Genomic DNA, 14,969 nt, shown 5'->3' on the forward strand with positions numbered 1-14,969 from the left:
ATCAACGGCCTTGCAGGAACGCGCGGATCCGTTCCGCCGCCTCGATGCATTCGGCCAGCGGCGCGACCAGGGCCATGCGCACGCGCCCAGCGCCGGGGTTGACGCCGCCGACTTCCCGCGACAGGTACGAGCCTGGCACCACGGTCACGTGCTGGGTTTCATACAGATCGCGGGTGAACGCCGCATCATCGCCCGGCACCTTGGCCCACAGGTAGAAGCTGCCATCTGGACGCTGCACGTCGAGTACCGGTTGCAGGATGTCCAGCACCGCATCGTACTTGGCACGGTACTGATCACGGTTGTCGCGCACATGCGCTTCGTCCTGCCAGGCCGCGATGCTGGCCAGCTGGGTTTGCACCGGCATGGCGCAGCCGTGGTAGGTGCGATACAGCAGGAACGGCTTGATGATGCTGGCATCGCCTGCCACGAAGCCCGAGCGCAGGCCTGGCAGGTTGGAGCGTTTGGACAGGCTGTGGAACACCACGCAGCGGGCGAAATCGCGGCGGCCAAGCTCAGCGCAGGCGCTCAACAGGCCAGGTGGCGGCGCGTCTTCGTCGAAATACAGCTCGCTGTAGCATTCATCGGCGGCGATCACGAAGTCGTGCTCGTCGGCCAGGGCGATCAGTTTCTTCAAGGTGTCCATCGGCACCAGGGCGCCGGTGGGGTTGCCTGGCGAGCACAGGAAAAGAATCTGACAGCGCCGCCAGATTTCGGCCGGCACGGCGTCGAAGTCGGGGTTGAAACCGTTGTCTTCCAGGCACGGCAGGTAATGTGGCGTGGCGCCGGCCAGCAGGGCCGCACCCTCGTAGATTTGGTAGAACGGATTAGGGCTGACCACCAAACCGTCCTCAGCGCGATTGACCACGGCCTGGGTGAAGGCGAACAGCGCCTCGCGGGTGCCATTGACCGGCAGAATATGGCGCTCGGCGTCCAGCCAGCCGGCCGGCACGGCAAAGCGCCGCTCGCACCATTGACCGATCGCCTGGCGTAGGGCGGGCAGCCCCAGGGTGCTCGGGTACACCGCCAGCTTGTCGAGGTTATCGGCCATGGCCTGGGCGACGAAAGCCGGCGACTGGTGCTTCGGCTCGCCGATCGACAGGGCGATGGCACGCTTGTCGGCCGCAGGCTTCACGCAGCCCAGCAGGGCGCGCAGTTTCTCGAACGGGTAGGGCTGAAGCTGGGTCAGGGCATGGTTCATCGGCGCAAGGTCTCGTCAATCGTCTAATCGTTAAATAGTCAGGCGGGTCGGGCTGGCTTCACTGGCCTGGCCGGCCTGCAACTGCTGCACGATGGCTTCCTGCAGGCGGCTGCACAGCTGCGGATCGGACAGCGGCTGGTTGTCGGCATCGGTGATGAAGAACACGTCTTCCACGCGTTCGCCGAGGGTGGCGATCTTGGCATTCTGCAGCGACAGGTCGAACTCCAGGAAAATTCGCCCAAGCCGCGCCAGCAGGCCGGGGCGGTCGGGTGCGGTGATCTCGAGAATGGTCACGGCGCGCTGCGCATCGTTGAGGATGGTCACCTGCGGTGGGAAGGTGAAGTGCTTGAGCTGGCGCGGCACCCGGCGCTGGATGATCGTCGGGTAGTCCTCCGGTGTGCGCAGTGCCTCGGTCAGGCCGTCCCGAATCTGCTTGACCCGCTGCGGGTTGTCGCCGATCGAGCCGCCATCGTTATCGAGCACGATGTAGGTGTCGAGGGTGAACTGGCTGCTGGAGGTGATGATCCGCGCGTCGTGAATGTTCAGGTTCAGCTGCGACATGGCCGCCACGGTCACGGCGAAGAAATCGTGCTGGTCGGGGGCGTAGATGAAGATCTGCGTGCCGCCTTCGAATTCGCGCTGGGTGGTTTCCTTGATCAGCACCAGCGGCCCGCCATCGGCCGGTTGCTGCAAGATGGCATCGCTGTGCCAGGCCACATCGGCCGCATCGTGCTTGAGGAAGTAGTCATCGCCCAGTTGCGACCATAGCTGTTCGACGTCGTCTGGGTCGGTGCCGCCGCGCACCAGAATGTCCAGCGCCGCCGATTGCGTCTGGCGGATCTGCTCCTCGCGATCCAGTGGGTTTTCCAGGCCTCGGCGCAGCGCGCGCTTGGTTTCCGAATAAAGCTGGCGCAGCAGGCTGGCGCGCCAGGAATTCCACAAGCTGGGATTGGTGGCGTTGATGTCGGCCACGGTCAGCACATAGAGGTAGTCCAGGCGCGTCTCGTCGCCCACATGCAGAGCAAAGTCGTTGATCACCTGTGGGTCGGAGAGGTCTTTGCGCTGGGCGGTGGTCGACATCACCAGGTGATTTTGCACCAGCCAGACGATCAGGCGGCTGTCCCAGGCGGGCAATTGGTGGCGCTCGCAGAACTTCTGCGCATCCACTGCGCCGATCTCGGAATGATCGCCCTGACGGCCCTTGCCGATGTCGTGGTACAGGCCAGCCAGGTAGATCAGTTCGGGTTTGGGCAGGCGACCCATGAGCTTGCTGGCCAACGGGAATTTTTCCGACACCGGGGTGTACTGCAATTTGCGCAGGTGCTTGATCAGGTTCAGGGTGTGCGCATCGACGGTGTAGATATGGAACAGGTCGTGCTGCATCTGCCCGACGATCAAGCCAAACTCCGGCAGGTAGCGGCCCAGGATGCCGTAGCGGTTCATGCGCCGCAGGTTGCGGTGGATGCCGATCTCGCACTTGAACAGCTCGATGAACAGGCTGGTGTTGCGGATGTCGTTGCGGAAGCTGTCGTCGATCAGGTGCCGGTGCTCACGCAGCAGGCGCACGGTATCGGCACGCACGCCCTTGATCTCCGGGTGCTGGGCCATCAGCACGAAGATCTCCAGCATGGCGAAGGGCGTGCGCTTGAAGACGTTCGGCTTGACCGCTTCGATGTAGCCATCGTGCAGGCGAAAGCGCGTGTTGAGCGGCTGGGTGGCACCGCTGTCGTCGTCTGCCAGAATGACTTCTTCGAAGTGCTGGATGATCAGATCGCACAGCTGGCTGATGCTCATCACCACCCGGTAGTACTGCTGCATGAACTGCTCGATGGCGCGCTTGGGATTGTCGTCGCAGTAGCCGAGCAGGTCGGCGATGCTGCGCTGGTGGTCGAACAGCAGGCGGTCCTCGGCGCGCCCGGCGAGCATATGCAGGGCATAGCGCACCTTCCACAAGAAGTCCTGGGAGGACGCCAGCAGCTCGTTCTCGCTTTCCAGCAGGAAGCCCTCGCCGGCCAGGGCGTGCAGGTTCAACGTGCCGTACTGACGGCGTGCCACCCACAGCACGGTCTGGATATCGCGCAGGCCGCCAGGCGAGCCCTTGACGTTGGGCTCGAGGTTGTATTCGGTGTCGTTGTACTTGTGATGGCGGGCCTTCAGCTCGGCGCGCTTGGCCAGGAAGAATTCCTTGCTCGGCCACATGTGCGCGGTGCTGGTCGCCTCGAGCATGCGCTGACGCAGCGCCTCGGGGCCGGCGATGGTGCGGCTTTCCATCAGGTTGGTGATCACCGTCAGGTCGGCGCGGGCCTGTTCGCCGCACTCATCGACCGTGCGCACGCTTTGCCCGACTTCAAGGCCAATGTCCCAGAGCAGGGTCAGGAAGCGTTCGATCGCTTCGCGGTACAGCTCGTGTTCGGCAGCGCCGAGCAGAATCAACAGGTCGATGTCCGAGTGCGGATGCAGCTCGCCACGGCCATAGCCGCCGACCGCGACCAAGGCGATACCGCTTGGCTCGCCCCAGTCGAACTGGTTCCAGGCCTGTTGCAGGATGTTGTCGACCAGCCACGCGCGCGCCTGGATCAGCGGGCGGATCTCGCCACCTGCGCGAAAACGCTTGTCGAGCACCTCGCCGGCCTGGCGGATGGCTTTCTTGAAGGCGGCGATGGGGCTCGCCTTGAGGGCCAGTTCCGCTTGGAACTGACCGCGGTCGAACAGCTCGGGATCCACCTGGGGCATCGCGTCGCGTTCCTGTATGAGGGTTGCCCTTGGCTGCTATCAGGCCGAGGTGCGCGGGATGGTGTCGTCCTTGCGCAGGGTGAAAATCTCGTAGCCCGTGGCAGTCACCACCAGGGTATGTTCCCACTGCGCCGAGAGCTTGCGGTCCTTGGTGATGGCGGTCCAGCCGTCGCCCAGCACCTTGGTGTCGGCCTTGCCCTGGTTGATCATCGGCTCGATGGTGAAGGTCATGCCCTCCTTGAGCTCCATGCCGGTGCCGGCGCGGCCATAGTGCAGGATCTGCGGCTCCTCGTGGAACACCTTGCCGATACCATGGCCGCAGAACTCACGCACCACGGAGAAGCCGTTCTTTTCGGCGTGCTTCTGGATCACCTCGCCGATGTCGCCCAGGCGGCAGCCCGGCTTGACCAGCTCGATGGCCTTGTACATGCATTCCTGGGTGACCTTGGACAGGCGCTCGGCCCAGACCGGCACGGTGCCGACATGAAACATGCGGCTGGTGTCGCCGTGATAGCCGTCCTTGATCACGGTGACGTCGATGTTCAGCGTATCGCCGTCCTTGAGTGGCTTGTCATTGGGAATGCCATGACACACCACGTGGTTGATCGAGGTGCAGATCGACTTCGGGTAGCCCTTGTAGTTGAGCGGCGCCGGGATAGCCTGCTGGACGTTGACGATGTAGTCGTGGCACAGGCGATCGAGCGCTTCGGTGGTGACGCCAGGCTTGACGTGCTCTTCGATCATCTCCAGCACTTCGGCGGCCAGGCGGCCGGCGATGCGCATCTTTTCGATGTCTTCTGCGGTCTTGATGGTAACGGTCATTACAGGCTCTCTACGGCGCCGCGAACGGCGCGAACAAACGGGAAAGCCCCTATTCTATCAGAGCGTCGAGGATCAAGCTGCAAGCTCCAGGAAGAAGGGGGTCGCCTGCGGCCCGCTTTTCCTTGCAGCTTGCAGCCTGAAACTTGCAGCGCTTTCGCAGGTTCCGTTCGCTTGCGGTCTGTGGTATAACATGCGCCGCTTTCGGGGACGTCCCCGCAAGCTTAAACCCACACACGTGTCGACACGATGGCCTGGGTGCCCCGAATTCATGAATTCGCGGGTTGGTCATTGGGACGCGTGGAGGCCCAACCCGACTTATCAAGGAACTATCATGTCCCAAGTCAACATGCGCGATATGCTGAAGGCCGGTGTGCACTTCGGCCACCAGACCCGTTACTGGAACCCGAAAATGGGCAAGTACATTTTCGGCGCGCGTAACAAGATCCACATCATCAACCTGGAAAAAACCCTGCCAATGTTCAACGAAGCGCTGGCTTTCGTAGAGCGTCTGGCCCAGGGTAAGAACAAGATTATGTTCGTCGGCACCAAGCGTTCCGCCGGCAAGATCGTTGCCGAGCAAGCTGCTCGCGCAGGTTCGCCATACGTTGATCACCGTTGGTTGGGCGGCATGCTGACCAACTACAAGACCATCCGCGCCTCGATCAAGCGTCTGCGCGACCTGGAAACCCAGGCCGAAGACGGCACCTTTGCCAAGCTGACCAAGAAAGAAGCCCTGATGCGTTCGCGCGATCTGGAAAAACTGGACCGCAGCCTGGGTGGTATCAAGGACATGGGCGGCCTGCCTGATGCCCTGTTCGTGATCGACGTTGACCACGAGCGCATTGCCATCACCGAAGCCAACAAGCTGGGCATCCCGGTCATCGGCGTTGTCGATACCAACAGCAGCCCAGAAGGCGTTGACTACGTGATCCCAGGTAACGATGACGCCATTCGCGCTATCGAGCTGTACATGACTTCGATGGCTGACGCCATCATCCGCGGCCGCAACAACGTTGCCGGCGGCACTGAAGTCTACGCTGAAGAAGCGGCTGCACCGGCTGCCGAGTAATAGACCCTAGCGTCTACTTGGCACGCGAAAAGGGGGCTTTGCCCCCTTTTTGCCACCTTGAAATCCTGCTGTCAGCAACGCCCCATCATCATGGGCGAGCTGATATAAAGGCAGCGATTTGCAGAATTTAACGCCCGTGACGAGCGGGTGGAATGGTTGAAAAACTTTCCAAGAGGATTTTGAAATGGCAGCAATTACTGCGGCGCTGGTCAAAGAACTGCGCGAGCGTACCGGCGAAGGCATGATGGATTGCAAAAAGGCCCTGGAAAAGGCCGGCGGCGACATCGAAAAAGCCATTGACGACATGCGTGCCTCGGGCGCCATCAAGGCCGCCAAGAAGGCTGGCAACGTCGCTGCTGAAGGCGCTATCGCCGTCAAGACCGACGGTAAAACCGCCGTCCTGCTGGAAGTGAACTCGCAGACCGACTTCCTGGCCCTGCAAGACGACTTCAAGACGTTCGTTGCCGAAAGCCTGGAAGAAGCCTTCGCCCAGAAGCTCACCGACGCAGCGCCGCTGATCGCCTCGCGTGAAGCTGCACGTGAAGCCCTGGTCGCCAAGTGCGGCGAGAACGTCAACATCCGTCGCCTGGTGCGCGTCGAAGGCGACGTGGTCGGCGCCTACCTGCACGGCAACAAGATCGGCGCAGCCGTCGTCCTGAAAGGCGGTGATGTCGAGCTGGCGAAGAACATCGCCATGCACGTCGCTGCTTCGAACCCAGAGTTCCTGGACTCGTCGGAAATCTCCGCCGAAGCCATCGAGCGCGAGAAGGGCGTCTTCCTGCAGCTGAACGCTGACAAGATCGCTGGCAAGCCAGAGAACATCGTTGAGAACATGATCAACGGTCGTATCACCAAGTTCAAAGCCGAAGCCTCGCTCAAAGAGCAAGCTTTCGTCATGAACCCGGAAGTCAAAGTGGGCGAACTGGCCAAGAAAGCCGGCGCTGAAATCGTATCCTTCACCTACTTCAAGGTTGGCGAAGGCATCGAGAAGCCAGTCGACGACTTCGCTGCTGAAGTTGCCGCTCAGGTAGCAGCTGCCAAGCAGTAAGACAGCCCGTCTGTCGCCCCGAAGAGGCTGCCCGCTCACGCGCGCAGCCTCTTTGTCAAAACGGCAAAAGGTTTATCCAACCTGGCGCCGCTGGCACCCGAACGGTGCCGCGCTACAGTTAGCGTGCCGAAACCGGCTCGCACGAATTTTCTAAGTACGCCGCAGGAGAGACTCGCAATGGCTCAGCAGGTGAGTGGTCGCCAACCTCGCTATAAACGCATTTTGCTCAAACTTAGCGGCGAGGCCCTGATGGGCTCGGAAGACTTCGGGATCGACCCGAAGGTGCTCGATCGCATGGCCCTCGAAGTTGGCCAGTTGGTAGGGATCGGTGTCCAGGTCGGCCTGGTGATCGGTGGCGGCAACCTGTTCCGCGGCGCTGCACTCAGCGCAGCTGGCATGGATCGTGTCACCGGCGACCACATGGGCATGCTGGCCACCGTGATGAACGGCCTGGCCATGCGCGATGCGCTGGAGCGCTCGAACATCCCGGCCCTGGTCATGTCGGCCATTTCCATGGTGGGCGTCACCGACCATTACGATCGCCGCAAAGCGATTCGCCACCTCAACTCCGGGGATGTGGTAATTTTCTCTGCCGGTACCGGCAACCCGTTCTTCACCACCGATTCCGCAGCCTGCCTGCGCGCCATCGAGATCGATGCCGACGTGGTGCTGAAGGCGACCAAGGTCGATGGCGTGTACACTGCCGACCCATTCAAGGATCCGCATGCCGAGAAGTTCGATCGACTGACCTACGACGAGGTCCTGGATCGCAAGCTGGGTGTGATGGACCTGACCGCAATCTGCCTGTGCCGTGACCACAAGATGCCATTGCGGGTATTCAACATGAACAAGCCTGGCGCCCTGCTGAACATCGTGGTGGGCGGCGCTGAAGGTACTCTGATCGAGGAAGGCCAAGCATGATCAACGACATCAAGAAAGACGCGCAGGAGCGCATGACCAAGTCGCTGGAAGCCCTGGGTCGCAACCTGGCGGCCATCCGCACCGGCCGCGCTCACCCAAGCATCCTGGATACCGTCAAGGTCACTGCCTGGGGCAGCGAGATGCCGCTGAACCAGGTGGCAGCGATCACCGTCGAAGACGCCCGTACCCTGAAGATCGTCGCCCACGACAAGAACCTCAGCGCGGCCATCGAAAAAGCCATCCTGACTTCTGATCTAGGTCTGAACCCTTCCAGTGCCGGTACCACCATCCGCGTACCGATGCCGGCGCTGACCGAAGAAACCCGTAAAGGCTATACCAAGCAGGCGCGTGGCGTTGCAGAAGACGGCAAGGTGGCGGTGCGTAACGTGCGTCGTGATGCCATGACCGACTTGAAAAAGCTGTCCAAGGACAAGGCAATCAGCGAAGACGAAGAGCGTCGTGCTGGTGACGAGCTGCAGAAGCTGACCGACAAGTACATCGCCGAGATCGACAAGGCGCTGGAAGCCAAGGAAAAGGACCTGATGGCCGTCTAAGGCCGGGGTTTTTCAATGGAAAAGTCCAAGCTGGCGGCACCGTCCTCGGTGCCGCGTCATGTCGCGATCATCATGGATGGCAACAACCGCTGGGCGAAGAAACGCTTGCTGCCTGGCGTCGCCGGGCACAAGGCGGGCGTCGATGCGGTGCGCGCGGTGATTGAAGTGTGCGCCGAGGCCGGGGTCGAGGTGTTGACCCTGTTCGCCTTCTCCAGCGAGAACTGGCAGCGCCCGGCCGATGAGGTAGGCGCGTTGATGGAGCTGTTCTTTTCGGCGTTGCGCCGCGAAGCGCGGCGCCTCAACGACAACGACATCAGCCTGCGTATCATCGGTGACCGTTCACGCTTTCATCCCGAGCTGCAGGCTGCCATGCGCGAGGCCGAGTCGCTGACGGCGGGCAACAACCGCTTCATCCTGCAGATCGCCGCCAACTACGGTGGCCAGTGGGATATCGCTCAGGCCGCCCAGCGCCTGGCGCGAGAGGTGCAAGCCGGTCACCTGCGTCCCGATGACATCACCCCGGGCTTGCTGCAGACCTGCCTGGCCACGGGCGAGTTGCCGTTGCCCGACCTGTGCATCCGCACCGGTGGCGAGCACCGCATCAGCAACTTCCTGTTGTGGCAACTGGCGTATGCCGAGTTGTATTTCTCCGACCTGTACTGGCCGGATTTCAAACACGAGGCCATGCGCAAAGCCCTGGCCGATTTCGCTTCGCGCCAGCGCCGCTTTGGTAAGACCAGCGAGCAGGTCGAGGCTGGAGCTCGTGCTTAATGCTTAAACAACGCATCATTACTGCGCTGATCCTGCTGCCGGTGGCATTGGGCGGCTTCTTCCTGCTCAATGGCGGGGATTTTGCCCTGTTCATCGGCTTCGTGGTGACCCTCGGTGCCTGGGAGTGGGCGCGCCTGGCCGGGCTGATGGCCCAGCCGTTGCGCATCGCCTACGCCGCGTTGGTGGCCGGCGCGCTGATGGTGCTCTACCTGATGCCCGACCTTGCGCCCTGGGTGCTGGGGGCCGCGGTGATCTGGTGGGGGCTGGCGACCTGGTTGGTACTGACCTACCCACGTAGCAGCGAGCTGTGGGCCAGCGCTGCCTGCAAGCTGCTGATCGGGCTGTTGATCCTGCTGCCGGCCTGGCAGGGCCTGCTGCTGCTCAAGCACTGGCAGTTGGGCAACTGGCTGATCCTCTCGGTCATGGTGCTGGTCTGGGCGGCTGACATCGGCGCCTATTTCTCCGGCCGCGCCTTCGGTAAGCGCAAGCTGGCGCCGCAGGTCAGCCCTGGCAAAAGCTGGGAAGGCGTTTACGGTGGTCTGGCGGTCAGCCTGCTGATCACCCTGGTGGTGGGCATCACCCGCCACTGGAGTGTCGGGCAGATCCTGCTGGGCCTGCTGGGTGCTGCCTTGGTGGTCATGTCGTCGGTGATCGGTGATCTGACCGAAAGCATGTTCAAGCGCCGCGCCGGCATCAAGGACAGCAGCAATCTGTTGCCAGGTCACGGTGGCGTACTTGACCGCATCGACAGCCTGACGGCGGCCATTCCAGTGTTCGCCGTGCTGCTTTGGGCTGCCGAATGGGGTGTCATGTGAGCGACATGCAACGCATAACCGTGCTGGGTGCGACGGGCTCGATCGGCCTGAGCACGCTGGATGTGATTGCCCGCCATCCCGAGCGTTACAAGGTATTTGCCTTGAGCGGCTACTCGCGCGTCGACCAGCTGCTGGCGCTCTGTGTGCGGCACGCCCCGCAGTACGCCGTAGTGCCCACTGCCGACGCCGCTGCGCGCTTGCGCGATGGCCTGGCCCATGCGGGCTGCACGACCCAGGTCCTCGAAGGCGAGGCAGGGTTGTGTGAAGTGGCCGCGGCGCCTGAAGTGGATGCAGTCATGGCGGCCATCGTCGGGGCTGCCGGCTTGCGTCCTACCTTGGCCGCCGTCGAAGCCGGCAAGAAAGTGCTGCTGGCCAACAAAGAAGCGTTGGTGATGTCCGGCGCACTGTTCATGGAGGCGGTGAAGCGCAGTGGTGCGGTATTGCTGCCAATCGACAGTGAGCACAATGCGATCTTCCAGTGCCTGCCGGGTGATTATGCTCGCGGCCTGCGCCACGTTGGCGTTCGTCGCATCCTGCTGACCGCCTCGGGCGGGCCGTTCCGCGAGACACCAAGCGCAGCCTTGCACGACGTCACGCCCGAGCAGGCCTGCGCCCATCCCAACTGGTCGATGGGGCGCAAGATTTCCGTCGACTCGGCCAGCATGATGAACAAAGGCCTGGAGCTGATCGAGGCGTGCTGGCTGTTCGATGCGGCGCCGGCCAAGGTCGAGGTGGTGGTGCATCCGCAAAGCGTGATCCACTCGCTGGTCGACTACGTGGATGGCTCGGTGCTTGCGCAGCTAGGTAACCCGGACATGCGCACGCCGATCGCCAACGCCCTGGCCTGGCCTGAGCGGATTGACTCCGGGGTGGCACCGTTGGACCTGTTCGCCATTGCCCGCCTGGATTTCCAGGCGCCTGACGAACAGCGCTTTCCTTGCCTGCGCCTGGCGCGCGAGGCGGCGCAAGCCGGCAACAGCGCGCCTGCCGTGCTCAACGCGGCCAATGAGATTGCTGTCGAGGCATTTCTTGAGCGGCGTATCCGTTTTCCAGAGATCGCGGGTATGATCGAGCAGGTGCTCAGCCAGGAACCGGTGGTGCCGGTGCCTTCGCTGGACGCCGTGTTCGCTGCCGACCAACGTGCCCGCGAGCTGGCGCGCGAGTGGTTGAGGCGCCACGGCCGTTGAGGTCGTGCGCATGTCCAGGGTTCTGCTGAACGTCATTCGGAGAAAGATATGACCGCGCTCTACATGATTGTCGGCACCCTGGTGGCCCTGGGTGTGCTGGTGACCTTTCACGAATTCGGCCACTTCTGGGTGGCTCGCCGCTGCGGCGTGAAGGTGCTGCGTTTCTCCGTGGGCTTTGGTACGCCACTGCTGCGTTGGCATGACCGGCAGGGTACTGAGTTCGTGGTAGCGGCCATCCCTCTGGGCGGCTACGTCAAGATGCTCGACGAGCGCGAGGGTGATGTGCCAGCAGCGCTGGCTCATCAGTCCTTCAACCGCAAATCGGTGCGCCAGCGCATCGCCATTGTCGCGGCTGGGCCGATCGCCAACTTTTTGCTGGCCATCGTGTTCTTTTGGCTGCTCGCCATGTTGGGCACCCAGCAGGTGCGCCCGGTGATCGGCGCCGTGGAACCTGCGAGCCTCGCGGCCTCGGCCGGTCTGGCTGCGGGGCAGGAAATTGTTTCCATTGATGGCAAAGCGACCAGCGGTTGGTCGGCGGTGAACCTGCAACTGGTCCGCCGCCTGGGTGAGAGCGGCACCCTGCAGGTGGGCGTGCGCGACGAAGGCGCCAGCGCCGAGCGCGTGCTGCAGGTGAAACTCGACCAGTGGCTCAAAGGGGCTGACGAGCCCGATCCGATTCAGTCCCTCGGGCTGCGCCCATGGCGCCCAGCGGTGGCGCCGGTGTTGGCCGAGATCGATCCCAAAGGCCCGGCCGCTGCTGCTGGTCTGAAGTCCGGCGACAAGTTGCTGGCACTCGACGGCGCCGTTCTCAGCGACTGGCAACAGGTGGTAGACCGCGTACGCGCGCGTCCCGACGCCCAGGTCGTGCTGCGCGTCGAGCGCGATGGCGCAGCCCTGGAGGTGCCGGTTGCCTTGGTCAGAAAGGGCGAGGGCAAGGCCGCCGGAGGCTACCTGGGGGCGGGCGTGAAAGGCGGCCAGTGGCCTGCCAGCATGCTCCGCGAGGTCAGCTACGGCCCGCTCGACGCAGTCGGCGAAGGGCTCTCGCGGACCTGGAACATGAGCGTGCTGACCCTTGAGTCGCTGAAGAAAATGTTGTTCGGCGAGCTCTCGGTAAAAAACTTGAGTGGACCGATAACCATTGCTAAAGTGGCGGGCGCTTCAGCCCAGTCCGGCGTGGGGGATTTCCTGAATTTCCTGGCCTACCTGAGCATAAGCCTGGGGGTTCTTAACCTGTTGCCCATCCCGGTATTGGATGGGGGGCATTTGCTGTTTTATCTGGTCGAGTGGGCGCGCGGTCGTCCGCTGTCGGATCGGGTGCAAGGTTGGGGGGTCCAGATCGGTATCAGTTTGGTCGTAGGGGTGATGTTGCTCGCCCTGATCAACGATCTGGGTCGACTATAAAAGATTCGCTCAATTGCGAACCTGCTGCCCTCGTGCGGCAGGTTGTTTATTGCCAGTTGGAATAAAAGGACTTCATGAAACGTCTGCTGCTAACTGCGGTCATGTCCGCACTGATGATCGCTGAAGTTCACGCCGAGTCCTTCACCATCTCCGATATTCGTGTCAACGGCCTGCAGCGGGTATCCGCTGGCAGCGTGTTCGGCGCCTTGCCCCTGAACGTGGGTGATCAGGCCGACGACCGCCGTCTGGTGGATTCGACCCGTTCGCTGTTCAAGACCGGCTTCTTCCAGGACATTCAGCTGAACCGTGATGGCAACGTGCTTATCATCAACGTGGTCGAGCGTCCGTCGGTGTCGAGCATCGAGATCGAAGGCAACAAGGCGATCAGCACTGACGACTTGATGAAAGGCCTGAAACAATCGGGTCTGGCCGAAGGCGAGATCTTCCAGCGCGCCACCCTCGAGGGTGTGCGTAACGAGCTGCAGCGCCAGTACGTGGCCCAGGGTCGCTACTCGGCTGAAGTCGACGCCGAGGTCGTGCCGCAGCCGCGCAACCGCGTTGCCCTGAAAATCAAGATCAACGAAGGTACTGTCGCTGCCATCCAGCACATCAACGTGGTCGGCAACAACGTCTTCGACGATGACGAGCTGTCCCAGCTGTTCGAGCTGAAAACCACCAACTGGCTGTCGTTCTTCAAGAACGACGACAAGTACGCCCGTGAAAAGCTCTCCGGTGACCTCGAGCGCCTGCGTTCCTATTACCTGGACCGCGGCTACATCAACATGGACATCGCCTCCACTCAGGTGTCGATCACCCCGGACAAGAAGCACGTCTACATCACCGTCAACATCAACGAAGGTGAGAAGTACACCGTTCGCGACGTCAAGCTGTCCGGCGACCTGAAGGTGCCTGAAGACCAGGTCAAGTCGCTGCTGCTGGTGCAGCCCGGCCAGGTGTTCTCGCGCAAGGTGATGACCACCAGCTCCGAGTTGATCACCCGTCGCCTGGGCAACGAAGGCTATACCTTCGCCAACGTCAACGGCGTACCGCAACCGAACGACCAGGATCACACCGTCGACATCATGTTCGTCGTCGATCCGGGCAAGCGTGCCTACGTCAACCGCATCAACTACCGCGGCAACACCAAGACCGAAGACGAAGTGCTGCGCCGCGAAATGCGCCAGATGGAAGGCGGCTGGGCTTCGACCTACCTGATCGATCAGTCCAAGACTCGCCTGGAGCGCCTGGGCTTCTTCAAGGAAGTCAACGTCGAGACGCCAGCGGTACCAGGTACCGATGACCAGGTCGACGTCAACTACAGCGTCGAAGAGCAGGCTTCCGGTTCGATCACCGCCAGCGTCGGCTTTGCCCAGAGCGCTGGTCTGATCCTCGGCGGCTCGATCAGCCAGAGCAACTTCCTCGGTACCGGTAACAAAGTGTCGGTCGGCCTGACTCGCTCGGAATACCAGACCCGCTACAACTTCGGTTTCGTTGACCCCTACTTCACCGCAGACGGTGTGAGCCTGGGCTATAACGCTTTCTACCGCAGCACCGACTACGACGACCTCGACGTCGACGTGGCCAGCTATGCGGTGGACAGCCTGGGCGCCGGTGTCAGCCTGGGCTACCCGATCAGCGAAACCTCGCGCCTGACCTACGGCCTGAGCGTGCAGCAAGACAAGATCAAGACCGGTAAATACACCGTTGACGAGATCTTCGACTTCCTCGACAAGGAAGGCGACAACTTCACCAACTTCAAGGCCTCGATCGGTTGGTCCGAATCGACCCTGAACAAAGGTGTGCTGGCAACCCGTGGTCACTCCCAGAGCCTGACCCTGGAGAGCACCATTCCTGGCAGCGACCTGTCGTTCTACAAGCTCGACTACCGTGGCCAGCTGTTCAAGCCAATCACCAGCAACTACACCCTGCGTCTGCACACCGAGCTTGGCTATGGTGACGGCTTCGGTGGCACCTCGGGTCTGCCGTTCTACGAGAACTACTACGCGGGTGGCTTCAACTCCGTGCGTGGCTTCAAGGACAGCAGCCTCGGTCCACGCAGTACGCCGAGCCGTGGGGAAGGCAACCCAGGCGGCAAGCCTGGCACCATCGCCGACCCGGATCAGGATCCGCTGCCGTTCGGTGGTAACGTGTTGGTGCAGGGTGGTGTAGAGCTGCTGTTCCCCTTGCCGTTCGTCAAGGATCAGCGTTCGCTGCGCACTTCCGTGTTCTGGGATGTGGGTAACGTGTTCGACACCAATTGCGGCAGCAAGCCCGATTGCCAGAAGGTCGGTTTCTCGGGCATGGCCAGTTCGGTCGGCCTGGGTGTGACCTGGATCACCGCCCTGGGCCCGTTGAGCTTCAGCCTGGCGATGCCGGTGAAGAAGCCGGACGATGCCGATACCCAGGTGTTCCAATTCTCTCTGGGCCAGACCTTCTAAGGTCGGCCCTCG

At 62.2% G+C, this 14,969-nt stretch carries 12 protein-coding genes; 9 read left to right on the forward strand and 3 right to left on the reverse strand.

All coding sequences use genetic code 11. The annotated features are described in order from the left end of the window. Window position 1: 1 nt before the first annotated feature. Genes dapC through map form a run of 3 tightly spaced genes read right to left on the reverse strand, consistent with a single transcriptional unit; the run spans window position 2 to window position 4,753 of the window. Window positions 2–1,198 carry a succinyldiaminopimelate transaminase gene (dapC, locus tag FS665_RS07525; protein WP_145185685.1) on the reverse strand — a complete coding sequence of 399 codons (1,197 nt, stop codon included), beginning with the start codon at window positions 1,196–1,198 and terminating at the stop codon, window positions 2–4. 30 nt (window positions 1,199–1,228) lie between these two features. Next, window positions 1,229–3,931: a [protein-PII] uridylyltransferase gene (locus tag FS665_RS07530; RefSeq protein ID WP_145185688.1), complete on the reverse strand. Its 2,703-nt coding sequence runs from the start codon at window positions 3,929–3,931 to the stop codon at window positions 1,229–1,231. 39 nt (window positions 3,932–3,970) lie between these two features. Next, window positions 3,971–4,753 carry a type I methionyl aminopeptidase gene (gene map, locus FS665_RS07535; protein ID WP_016712936.1) on the reverse strand — a complete coding sequence of 261 codons (783 nt, stop codon included), beginning with the start codon at window positions 4,751–4,753 and terminating at the stop codon, window positions 3,971–3,973. A 331-nt stretch (window positions 4,754–5,084) separates the two neighbouring features. Between map and rpsB the strand changes: the two genes are divergently transcribed. The 9 genes from rpsB (at window position 5,085) to bamA (ending at window position 14,957) form a co-directional block, all read left to right on the forward strand. After that, a complete protein-coding gene (gene rpsB, locus FS665_RS07540) occupies window positions 5,085–5,822 on the forward strand; it encodes a 30S ribosomal protein S2 (RefSeq protein ID WP_060512637.1) in 738 nt (245 codons plus the stop codon). 184 nt (window positions 5,823–6,006) lie between these two features. Next, on the forward strand, window positions 6,007–6,870 hold the full coding sequence (gene tsf / locus FS665_RS07545) for a translation elongation factor Ts (protein WP_145185691.1): 864 nt from the start codon (window positions 6,007–6,009) through the stop codon (window positions 6,868–6,870). A 177-nt stretch (window positions 6,871–7,047) separates the two neighbouring features. Continuing rightward, window positions 7,048–7,791 carry a UMP kinase gene (pyrH, locus tag FS665_RS07550; RefSeq protein WP_088513366.1) on the forward strand — a complete coding sequence of 248 codons (744 nt, stop codon included), beginning with the start codon at window positions 7,048–7,050 and terminating at the stop codon, window positions 7,789–7,791. Further along, complete coding sequence (gene frr, locus FS665_RS07555) at window positions 7,788–8,345, forward strand: ribosome recycling factor (RefSeq protein WP_145185719.1); 558 nt, start codon at window positions 7,788–7,790, stop codon at window positions 8,343–8,345. Before pyrH ends, frr begins: the two co-directional genes overlap by 4 nt. A 15-nt stretch (window positions 8,346–8,360) precedes the next feature. Further along, window positions 8,361–9,116, forward strand: a complete 756-nt coding sequence (uppS, locus tag FS665_RS07560) for a polyprenyl diphosphate synthase (RefSeq protein WP_145185722.1) — start codon at window positions 8,361–8,363, stop codon at window positions 9,114–9,116. Further along, a complete protein-coding gene (locus tag FS665_RS07565; protein WP_145185725.1) occupies window positions 9,116–9,931 on the forward strand; it encodes a phosphatidate cytidylyltransferase in 816 nt (271 codons plus the stop codon). The genes uppS and FS665_RS07565 overlap by 1 nt, the downstream gene beginning before the upstream one ends. Next, window positions 9,928–11,118, forward strand: a complete 1,191-nt coding sequence (gene ispC / locus FS665_RS07570; RefSeq protein ID WP_145185729.1) for a 1-deoxy-D-xylulose-5-phosphate reductoisomerase — start codon at window positions 9,928–9,930, stop codon at window positions 11,116–11,118. The genes FS665_RS07565 and ispC overlap by 4 nt, the downstream gene beginning before the upstream one ends. A gap of 48 nt (window positions 11,119–11,166) precedes the next feature. Next, a complete protein-coding gene (gene rseP, locus FS665_RS07575; RefSeq protein WP_145185732.1) occupies window positions 11,167–12,519 on the forward strand; it encodes an RIP metalloprotease RseP in 1,353 nt (450 codons plus the stop codon). A 74-nt stretch (window positions 12,520–12,593) separates the two neighbouring features. Then, window positions 12,594–14,957: an outer membrane protein assembly factor BamA gene (gene bamA, locus FS665_RS07580; protein WP_145185735.1), complete on the forward strand. Its 2,364-nt coding sequence runs from the start codon at window positions 12,594–12,596 to the stop codon at window positions 14,955–14,957. The last annotated feature ends 12 nt before the right edge of the window (window positions 14,958–14,969 follow it).

Origin of the sequence: Pseudomonas sp. URMO17WK12:I11 (assembly GCF_007677725.1) — a bacterium.
Taxonomy (GTDB): Bacteria; Pseudomonadota; Gammaproteobacteria; order Pseudomonadales; family Pseudomonadaceae; genus Aquipseudomonas.

Excerpts from the sequence above, each read along its gene's own strand:
- dapC (WP_145185685.1), bottom strand. The coding sequence starts at position 1,198 with ATGAACCATGCCCTGACCCAGCTTCAGCCCTACCCGTTCGAGAAACTG.
- FS665_RS07530 (WP_145185688.1), bottom strand. The coding sequence starts at position 3,931 with ATGCCCCAGGTGGATCCCGAGCTGTTCGACCGCGGTCAGTTCCAAGCG.
- map (WP_016712936.1), bottom strand. The coding sequence starts at position 4,753 with ATGACCGTTACCATCAAGACCGCAGAAGACATCGAAAAGATGCGCATC.
- rpsB (WP_060512637.1), top strand. The coding sequence starts at position 5,085 with ATGTCCCAAGTCAACATGCGCGATATGCTGAAGGCCGGTGTGCACTTC.
- tsf (WP_145185691.1), top strand. The coding sequence starts at position 6,007 with ATGGCAGCAATTACTGCGGCGCTGGTCAAAGAACTGCGCGAGCGTACC.
- pyrH (WP_088513366.1), top strand. The coding sequence starts at position 7,048 with ATGGCTCAGCAGGTGAGTGGTCGCCAACCTCGCTATAAACGCATTTTG.
- frr (WP_145185719.1), top strand. The coding sequence starts at position 7,788 with ATGATCAACGACATCAAGAAAGACGCGCAGGAGCGCATGACCAAGTCG.
- uppS (WP_145185722.1), top strand. The coding sequence starts at position 8,361 with ATGGAAAAGTCCAAGCTGGCGGCACCGTCCTCGGTGCCGCGTCATGTC.
- FS665_RS07565 (WP_145185725.1), top strand. The coding sequence starts at position 9,116 with ATGCTTAAACAACGCATCATTACTGCGCTGATCCTGCTGCCGGTGGCA.
- rseP (WP_145185732.1), top strand. The coding sequence starts at position 11,167 with ATGACCGCGCTCTACATGATTGTCGGCACCCTGGTGGCCCTGGGTGTG.
- bamA (WP_145185735.1), top strand. The coding sequence starts at position 12,594 with ATGAAACGTCTGCTGCTAACTGCGGTCATGTCCGCACTGATGATCGCT.